Consider the following 9866-nt stretch of genomic DNA (forward strand, 5'->3'; position numbering starts at 1 on the left):
TGGCGCGTCCTGGAGGATTCGAACCTCCGACCGCCTGGTTCGTAGCCAGGTACTCTATCCAGCTGAGCTAAGGACGCACATCACTTATAAAAATAAGTGCTACAAGACATGGCGGTGAGGGAGGGATTCGAACCCTCGATACGGCTACAAACCGTATACTCCCTTAGCAGGGGAGCGCCTTCAGCCTCTCGGCCACCTCACCGTCTTGCGGAGGCACATATTACGATTTACCGAAAATAAGTCAAATACTTTCTTGGCAAAAAACGATAAATTTTCAGTTAATTGTTGGCTATTTAATCAATGCGGCGAGAAATCACACTTGAGTGGCAAATTGGGGGAAAAGTTGGGTAAAAAAAAGCTAGCGAATTCGCTAGCCTCTAGTGGTTTTTAGTAGTTGCCCGATGCAACGTTACCATTACCTTTTTCGGCTTGTATTCGCATATAAATTTCTTCACGGTGGACAGAAACTTCTTTTGGAGCGTTAACACCAATACGTACTTGGTTACCTTTTACACCAAGCACAGTTACTGTTACTTCATCACCGATCATAAGTGTTTCGCCTACACGGCGAGTCAAAATTAGCATTCTTTGCTCCTTGAGTAATCTCTGCTTTACTTGCTACGACACTATTATCCACCAAAAGTGACATTTTCGTAAACACTCTTTTAGGGTGCAAGCACTCTATTTATGCACGTTTTTGGTGAATTTCGAGCATTTCGGTTGTCGCAATGTATGAATCATGAAGCAAGTTGGCTGCTTTGTCGATAGATTCTGCTGACAAAAATAACATTAATGAACGTTCATTAACATCAAAATGCACGATTTTAATCATATGCTGTGCCAATAGCTCGCTTGCTGAGCTGATTAATTCTCCAGCCCTATCTCCAACAAGGGTTAATAGACTCGTTGGCTCTACCTGATCAATTTCATTTTCAAACAACAAATTGAGTTTAGCCAATTGTTGCTGATTTATCATGATATTGCCAAATTGGTCTTCAACCATTGTGCCCCATATCTGAATTCCAAGCATTTGACACTGCTGAACAACACTCGACATCTGATCATTATCAAAACGTACTGAAAGCAGTGAACGTTGTATCGCTAACCCACATACAGGCTTCGGACATACATTGCCTTTTACTAGGCTACCAGGCCCATTATCAAACGTAGACAGCACTCTTAAAGGCACGTTATTTTGCCAAGCATATTGCACAGAAGGTAAGTGAAGCACTTTAGCCCCTTTACGTGCCATCTCTTCCATAGTAGGAAAATCAATGCTGTCGAGTTTTCTCGCTGTCGGAACAACTCGTGGGTCGCAAGTGTAGATTCCATCAACATCGGTAAAGATCTGGCATTCGTCCGCTTGCAGAGCTCCAGCAAGAGTGACCGCAGTAGTATCTGACCCTCCCCTTCCTAAAGTTGTAATGTCCCCCTCAGCATTAACACCTTGAAAGCCTGCAACAATAACAATCATCTCCTGATCGAGTAGTCGTTTTATTGGTGCAGTATCAATGTGCGTAATCGTCGCGTCATTGTATTGATTATTCGTCACAACCTTCGCTTGTCCGCCAGTTAACGAGCGCGCAGGATAGCCTAGCTTTCCAAGCGTCATCGCAAGCAACGCCATGGAGACTTGCTCACCAGCAGACAACAAAACATCAAGTTCTCTGGCATGAGGCACATCATCCACCTGATGCGCTAAACTCATCAGTCGATTAGTCTCACCAAACATTGCAGAAACAACAACAACAACTTGATTACCATCATTTTTAGCTTCAATGATGTGTTTGGCAACAGTATGAATTCTATCGACAGAGCCAACAGAAGTTCCACCAAACTTTTGCACGATTAGGGGCTTTTTCACCAGTCTTCACCTTCCCGAGATCAGAGTCTCATTGGCACTACTTTGCACATATTGCAACAAAACTCATAGAGTCAAAGTAGTCGTTAAAATAACAAAACCAAGTCACTGCATTGTTCGAATAACCCTAAACAATGACAGAACTTGGTTTCCATAAATTTCATAGCCTTAATCCTTTTGATTAAGGCTAACAATGTTTATAAGCGTTCTTCAATCCAGCTGTCGACGCTTGCAAGCGCTGCTGGCAGTGCTGAGGCATCGCTACCACCCGCTTGCGCCATATCAGGGCGACCACCACCTTTACCGCCCACTTGCTGGGCAACCATATTCACTAACTCACCCGCTTTTACTTTTCCGGTTAAGTCTTTGGTTACACCAGCAATTAGGCCGACTTTATCACCGGATACATTGCCGAGCATGATTATGCCGCTACCTAACTGGTTTTTCAGCTCATCAACCATACCGCGAAGTGCTTTGTTATCCGCACCATCAAGCTGCGCTACTAACACCTTAACACCAGCAATTTCTTTTGTTTGGCTAGTTAGGTTCGCACTAGCTTGAGAAGCGAGTTTGTCTTTTAACTGGGCAATTTCTTTTTCTAGCGCTTTTGCCTTTGAAGCTGCTTCAGACAACTTGTCTTCATACTTGGCTTGCTGTGCATCTAGAGCATCAAGAGCCGCTTCTCCAGTCACAGCTTCAATACGACGGATACCCGCCGCAATACCGCCTTCTGAAGTAATTTTGAAAAGGCCAATATCGCCGGTGTTTTCAGCGTGAATCCCCCCACAAAGCTCGGTAGAAAAATCTCCCATCGACAATACGCGTACTTCGTCATCGTATTTCTCACCGAATAGAGCCATTGCGCCTTTTTCTTTCGCCGCATCGATATCCATAACATTGGTTTCGATATCATGGTTGTGGCGAACGTGAGTGTTCACCAAGCGTTCCACTTCTTTTATCTCAGCCGCTGTCATCGCTTCTAGATGAGAGAAGTCAAAACGTAAATTTTCAGCCTTAACCAAGGAACCTTTTTGCGTTACGTGCTCGCCGAGAACTTTACGAAGTGCCGCGTGAAGCAAGTGAGTCGCCGAGTGGTTAAGTGAAATTGACTGACGACGTTCCGCGTCAACTTTGGCGTTAACAGCATCGCCTTTAGCCAGAACACCTTCAGCCATTTCACCATGATGTGCGATCGCATTGCCAAGCTTTTGAGTGTCTTCAACTTTGAACACGCCAGCTTGCGTGGTAATCACACCAGCATCACCACATTGACCACCTGATTCTGCGTAGAATGGTGTTGACTCCAGAACCAAAATCGCTTTATCGCCGGCAGAAAGAGATTCTACTGCTTGAACATCAACGAAAATATCCGTGACTTTACTTGCTGATTCTGTGTTGTCGTAACCACTAAACTCAGATGCCGTATCCACTTTAATAGCTGCATTGTAATCTGTACCGAACTGCCCTGCTTCACGAGCGCGCTGACGTTGAGCTTCCATCGCACTTTCAAAACCAGCTTCGTCGATAGTGAAGTCACGTTCACGAGCCACGTCGTTAGTTAAGTCAGCTGGGAAGCCGTAAGTATCATAAAGCTTGAAGACTGTTTCTCCATCAAGAACTTTGCCGTCTAAATTATCTAACGCTTCGCTCAAGATAGTCATACCGCGCTCAAGTGTTCGACCGAAGTTTTCTTCTTCAATACGCAATACTTTTTCTACTACAGCCTGCTGTTTTTTAAGCTCTAGCCCAGCACTTCCCATCACTTCAGCTAAAATGCCGACAAGCTTGTGGAAAAATGCATCTTGTGCGCCAAGTTTGTTACCATGACGAACCGCACGACGGATGATACGACGCAAGACGTAGCCACGACCTTCATTAGAAGGCATGACGCCATCTACGATAAGGAAAGAGCAAGAGCGGATATGGTCAGCAATAACGCGAAGTGACTGATTAGATAGGTCTTCGTAACCAATCACTTCAGCCGCAGCTTTAATTAACGTTTGGAATACATCGATTTCATAGTTGGAGTGAACGCCTTGCATGATGGCTGAAATACGCTCGATACCCATGCCTGTGTCCACAGATGGCTTAGGTAGAGGTTCCATGGTTCCATCCGCATGACGGTTGAACTGCATGAAAACGTTGTTCCAAATTTCGATGAAACGATCGCCATCTTCTTCCGGAGTGCCAGGTTTACCGCCCCAAATGTGATCGCCATGATCGTAAAAGATCTCTGTGCAAGGACCGCACGGACCCGTGTCACCCATTTGCCAGAAGTTGTCAGACTCGTAAGGTTTACCACCTTTCTTATCACCAATACGAATAATGCTTTCAGCTGGAACGCCGACTTTCTTGTTCCAGATTTCAAAAGCTTCATCATCAGTTTCATAGATAGTGACAAGCAAACGCTCTTTCGGCAGCTTAAGAGTTTCTGTTAGAAATTCCCATGCAAAAGCAATCGCGTCTTCTTTGAAGTAATCGCCAAAACTGAAGTTACCCAGCATTTCAAAAAATGTGTGGTGACGAGCAGTAAAACCTACGTTTTCTAAATCGTTATGTTTTCCGCCTGCACGTACGCAACGTTGAGCCGTTGTCGCTCGTGTGTAAGCACGTTTTTCCAATCCTAAAAAGCAATCTTTAAATTGGTTCATCCCCGCGTTAGTAAATAGCAGAGTGGGATCATTAGCTGGGACTAATGATGAACTGTCTACAATTTGGTGCCCTTTGCTTTCAAAGAACTTAAGGAACGCGTTGCGAACCTCGTCGGTGCTCATGTACATGCAGCTCTTCCTGAAATTAATATAATCAATGCAAAAATTTGCCGTATTGTAGATCATGGTTAAGGCTTCGACTAGAGTGCGTTAGCCTTTTGAGGTTAATTTTTGTTCGAATCCCTAGTTTTTAGCCGTTACGAAGCAAAAGAAGTGGAATCATTTTTTGCATTAGCTTGCAACATTAGCTGAACTAACGAGGTTAGGAGAAGAGTCAAAACAAAAGGAGGTTAACTGTAGAATTGAATTAATCAGATTGTTCTTCCAACGCATAGCTAATCTGATCGAAAGAAAACCCCTTGTACTGCATAAATCTGACCTGTTTGGCGTATTCTTTCGCGTCTTGAGCTTTTTGCCCTTTAAATTTCTTATTTGCTGTATTTTTGGCAAGCTCAAACCAATCTTGTGGCTCTTCTTCTAACGCTTGCTCAATAGTGGTTTCATCGACTCTTTTTTGTAACAGCTCTTGGCGAATTCGCCTTTTACCATGCCCTTTATAAACAGCCTGCCTGATTTGGCTTTTGGCATATCTTAAATCATCCAGATAATTGTGTTCAGAACAGAACGATATCGCCTTATCTATCGATAGCTCATCGTAGCCTTTTAGCATCAGTTTTTGCGATAGCTCATATTGGCCATGATCTCGGCGGCTAAGTAGCTGAATGGCAGACTCAATGGATGAAATTGAAGGTGTTTTGGATACAAAGCTCATCGGTTTCCCTGTCGGTTAAACGCTCCACATAAAAGAAAGCCCTGCATTGCAGGGCTTTGAGTTCGTAATCTATTTAACCCGTACGAAGGTTATTTAAACAAATTACAGCTCTTCTTGTGGAGCAACTGGCTCGCCTTTTTCATCTTTTTCTACTTGTACTGGAGCAAGTAGCATTTCACGCAATTTACTATCGATAGTCGTCGCTGCTTCAGGGTTCTCCCTTAGGTATTTACAAGCATTCGCTTTACCCTGACCAATCTTATCTCCGTTGTAGCTATACCAAGCACCCGCTTTTTCTACTAGCTTGTTCTTAACGCCAAGGTCGATAAGTTCACCTTCACGGTTAAAGCCTTGACCATAAAGAATCTGCGTGTCTGCTTGCTTAAACGGTGCTGCGATTTTGTTTTTAACAACTTTAATGCGAGTTTCGTTACCCACCACTTCATCGCCTTCTTTAATAGAACCAGTACGGCGAATATCCAAACGAACAGAAGCGTAGAATTTAAGTGCGTTACCACCTGTTGTGGTCTCAGGGTTACCAAACATCACACCAATCTTCATACGGATTTGGTTGATGAAGATACACATGCAATTAGATTGCTTAAGGTTACCCGTTAGCTTGCGCATTGCTTGGCTAAGCATTCTTGCTTGAAGGCCCATGTGACTATCGCCCATTTCGCCTTCAATTTCAGCTTTAGGTGTTAGTGCTGCAACTGAGTCCACAACCATCACATCGATGGCACCTGAACGCGCTAACGCATCACAAATTTCTAGTGCTTGCTCACCAGTATCTGGCTGAGAAACAAGCAATGCATCGATATCAACACCTAGCTTAGCAGCATAAATTGGGTCAAGCGCATGCTCGGCATCGATGAACGCACAAGTCTTACCAACTTTTTGAGCCGCAGCAATCAGTTCCAACGTAAGAGTCGTCTTACCTGAAGATTCTGGACCATAGATCTCAACAATACGTCCCATCGGAAGACCACCAGCACCAAGGGCAATATCTAGAGAAAGCGAACCAGTAGAGATGGTTTCAACGTCCATGGTACGGTTGTCACCAAGACGCATAATTGAGCCTTTACCAAACTGCTTTTCAATCTGGCCTAAAGCTGCAGCCAGCGCTTTCTGTTTATTCTCGTCCATTACTTTCTCCGATCACTTTACTCATTGGGGGAGTATAATTTTTTAGCTGAATTACCCTATTGGGCTCGCCTCAATAGTTTTAATTATACTGTAAATGCATACAGTGTCCACTGTACAAAACAAACTTTTTAGAAGTTGTTCAAAGATGTGATTTAACTCTTTGTCGTCACTGAATTAATTTTTAAGTTGAGCGACATATTGATCCTGCAATACTGTCAACGCATAAAAGACAGCTTGTTCACGAACTGTTGCTCTATCACCTTTAAAGCACTGGGTCTCAACCTTTAACCATCCAGAATCATCGGCCCAGGCAAAGCATACTGTGCCGACAGGTTTTTCTGCAGTTCCACCATCTGGCCCTGCGATACCACTGACTGACACCGCTGTTGTTGCATTGGAGTTTTCCAGCGCCCCTATCACCATTTCTTTTACTGTAGCTTCGCTAACTGCGCCATGTGTTTGCAAGGTGTCAGATTTCACCCCCAGCATTTCCATTTTAGCTTCGTTACTATAGGTAACAAAAGCGCGATCAAACCACGCTGAACTACCTGCAATGTCAGTGATTGAGCTAGCAATTCCCCCACCAGTGCATGATTCTGCAGTAGCCAGAACCATTCTTGATTTTAAAAGTGTTTGACCTAACTGTTCACTGAGCTGCAATAGAGTTTCCATAGACAAAAGCCTTATTGTGTCTTTTCGCTGGCAAGGGTTTCACGTATCCTAAGCCGCAATGGAAATAAACAAAAGAACTTACCTGTGAAAGCTGATCAAAAACACACTCCGATGATGCAACAATATCTTAAGCTCAAAGCTGAAAACCCAGATATTTTATTGTTCTATCGTATGGGAGATTTCTATGAGCTTTTTTATGAAGACGCCAAACGTGCCTCGCAACTATTAGATATCTCATTAACCAAGCGTGGCGCTTCTGCAGGTGAGCCAATTCCTATGGCCGGCGTGCCCTATCATGCCGTTGAAGGTTATCTAGCTAAGTTGGTACAACTGGGTGAATCAATCGCTATTTGTGAGCAAATCGGTGACCCTGCTGCTAGCAAAGGCCCGGTAGAAAGAAAGGTCGTTCGTATTGTAACGCCCGGCACCGTCACCGACGAAGCACTTCTTAAAGAGCGTGTTGATAACCTAATTGCAGCCATCTATCACCATGACGATCGTTATGGCTACGCCACGCTTGATATCACGTCCGGTCGTTTTCAGTTAAGTGAGCCTGAAAATGAAGAGGCGATGGCGGCCGAATTGCAAAGAACGTCACCAACCGAGCTACTTTTTCCTGAGGACTTCGAGCCCGTACATTTAATGGCAAGCCGTCAGGGTAACCGCAGAAGACCTGTTTGGGAGTTCGAGTTAGAGACTGCCAAACAGCAGCTGAATCTTCAATTTGGCACGAAAGATCTGGTCGGTTTTGGTGTGGAAGATGCTCGTCTCGGTTTATCTGCTGCCGGATGTTTGATCCAGTATGTCAAGGACACTCAGCGCGCAGCACTTCCTCATATTCGTTCACTGACATATGATAGACAAGATAGCTCCGTTATCTTAGATGCAGCCACACGCAGAAACTTAGAAATGACTCAAAACCTATCCGGTGGAAACGATAATACCCTTGCTGAAGTTCTAGACCATACCGCTACAGCGATGGGTAGTCGAATGCTAAAACGTTGGCTACACCAACCGATGCGTTGCCGAGATACCTTGAACCAGCGTTTAGATGCCATCACTGAACTAAAAGACAACAGTTTTTTTGCCGAACTTAATCCTACATTAAAGCAAATCGGCGATATTGAGCGCATTATTGCACGTTTGGCGCTGCGTTCTGCTCGTCCAAGAGATATGGCTCGTCTAAGACAAGCTCTGCAACAGTTACCAGAGCTTGCTGCTACTTCAAGTGAGTTTTCGAACAACTATCTAGCAAAACTCGCGCAATACTGTGCTCCAATTGACGATGTTTGCCAGCTTTTAGAACAAGCGATTAAAGAGAACCCTCCCGTAGTCATCCGCGATGGTGGAGTTATTGCTTCAGGATATGACGCAGAGCTTGATGAGTGGCGGGCGTTAGCCGAAGGGGCAACAGAATACCTTGAGAAATTAGAAGCCGATGAAAGAGACCGACATGGTATCGATACTCTTAAAGTCGGTTATAACAATGTTCATGGTTTCTTTATTCAAGTCAGCCGCGGGCAAAGCCACCTTGTTCCACCGCACTATGTAAGGCGCCAAACATTGAAAAATGCCGAGCGCTATATTATTCCTGAGTTAAAAGAACATGAAGATAAAGTACTGAACTCTAAATCAAAAGCTCTTGCACTTGAAAAACAGCTATGGGAGCAACTGTTTGATCTTCTCCTGCCTCATCTAGAAAAGCTGCAAAACTTGGCATCTGCGTTGTCTCAGTTGGACGTATTACAGAATATGGCGGAAAGAGCCGATACATTAGACTACTGCCGCCCAACATTGGCTTCAGAGGTTGGTATTCAAATCTCTGCTGGTCGACATCCAGTGGTTGAGAAAGTAATGGATGAACCATTTATTGCCAACCCGATAGCGCTTAACCCTTCTAGAAAGATGCTGATAGTAACCGGGCCGAACATGGGTGGTAAATCAACCTACATGAGGCAAACAGCGCTCATCGCACTGTTGGCTCATATCGGTAGCTATGTTCCTGCTGAATCAGCACAAATTGGCCCAATTGATCGGATCTTTACCCGCATTGGTGCATCAGATGACCTAGCTTCTGGACGCTCTACATTTATGGTTGAAATGACTGAAACCGCCAATATTCTACATAATGCAACTGAGAAAAGCTTAGTGTTAATGGATGAAATCGGTCGAGGTACAAGCACTTACGATGGACTTTCCTTAGCATGGGCTAGTGCAGAATGGCTGGCAAACAAAATAGGTTCGTTAACACTATTTGCTACTCATTACTTTGAATTGACCGAGCTACCGAATCAAATACCAACTTTAGCCAACGTTCATCTCGATGCGGTTGAACACGGAGATAATATCGTGTTTATGCATGCAGTACAGGAAGGAGCGGCAAGTAAATCCTATGGACTGGCGGTAGCAGGGTTAGCAGGCGTACCAAAAAGTGTGATTAAGAACGCTCGAACCAAGCTAAGCCAACTAGAAAAAATAAGTCAGCAATTGCCTCAAGAAAACTCAAGTGTACCTGATGTTGCAAACCAACTCAGCCTAATCCCAGAGCCGAGTGAGTTAGAAGAAGCGATGGCCAATATCGATCCAAATGATTTAACGCCTCGACAAGCGCTCGAAGAGTTATACCGATTGAAAGCCTTGGTGTAATTAACCTGAGCTGCGCATAAGAAATAGATGGAACTAAAAGCCCAAGCCGCGATCTGAT

At 44.3% G+C, this 9866-nt stretch carries 7 protein-coding genes and 2 tRNA genes; 1 reads left to right on the top strand and 8 read right to left on the bottom strand.

Translation table 11 applies throughout. The features are described 5' to 3' along the window. From ACM2FC_RS23145 to pncC, 8 genes are all read right to left on the bottom strand, one after another. Nucleotides 1-77 (bottom strand) — tRNA-Arg (locus ACM2FC_RS23145). A gap of 32 nt (nt 78-109) precedes the next feature. Continuing rightward, nucleotides 110-202, bottom strand: a tRNA-Ser gene (locus ACM2FC_RS23150). 185 nt (nt 203-387) lie between these two features. Then, a complete protein-coding gene (gene csrA, locus ACM2FC_RS23155) occupies nt 388-585 on the bottom strand; it encodes a carbon storage regulator CsrA (protein WP_004415691.1) in 198 nt (65 codons plus the stop codon). A gap of 100 nt (nt 586-685) precedes the next feature. After that, nucleotides 686-1864 carry an aspartate kinase gene (locus ACM2FC_RS23160; RefSeq protein WP_498483405.1) on the bottom strand — a complete coding sequence of 393 codons (1179 nt, stop codon included), beginning with the start codon at nt 1862-1864 and terminating at the stop codon, nt 686-688. Between the two features lie 194 nt (nt 1865-2058). Next, on the bottom strand, nt 2059-4641 hold the full coding sequence (gene alaS, locus ACM2FC_RS23165) for an alanine--tRNA ligase (protein ID WP_498483406.1): 2583 nt from the start codon (nt 4639-4641) through the stop codon (nt 2059-2061). Nucleotides 4642-4879: 238 nt separating this feature from the next. Continuing rightward, nucleotides 4880-5344: a recombination regulator RecX gene (gene recX / locus ACM2FC_RS23170; RefSeq protein ID WP_498483407.1), complete on the bottom strand. Its 465-nt coding sequence runs from the start codon at nt 5342-5344 to the stop codon at nt 4880-4882. Between the two features lie 102 nt (nt 5345-5446). Further along, nucleotides 5447-6490, bottom strand: a complete 1044-nt coding sequence (gene recA, locus ACM2FC_RS23175) for a recombinase RecA (RefSeq protein ID WP_498483408.1) — start codon at nt 6488-6490, stop codon at nt 5447-5449. Nucleotides 6491-6664: 174 nt separating this feature from the next. Further along, entirely contained in the window at nt 6665-7162 is a 498-nt protein-coding gene (gene pncC / locus ACM2FC_RS23180) for a nicotinamide-nucleotide amidase (protein WP_498483409.1), read from the bottom strand. Between the two features lie 84 nt (nt 7163-7246). Here pncC and mutS point away from each other — a divergent pair, with 84 nt between their 5' ends. Further along, nucleotides 7247-9808, top strand: a complete 2562-nt coding sequence (gene mutS / locus ACM2FC_RS23185; protein WP_498483410.1) for a DNA mismatch repair protein MutS — start codon at nt 7247-7249, stop codon at nt 9806-9808. The last annotated feature ends 58 nt before the right edge of the window (nt 9809-9866 follow it).

It is taken from the genome of Vibrio sp. A37 (genome assembly GCF_059777565.1).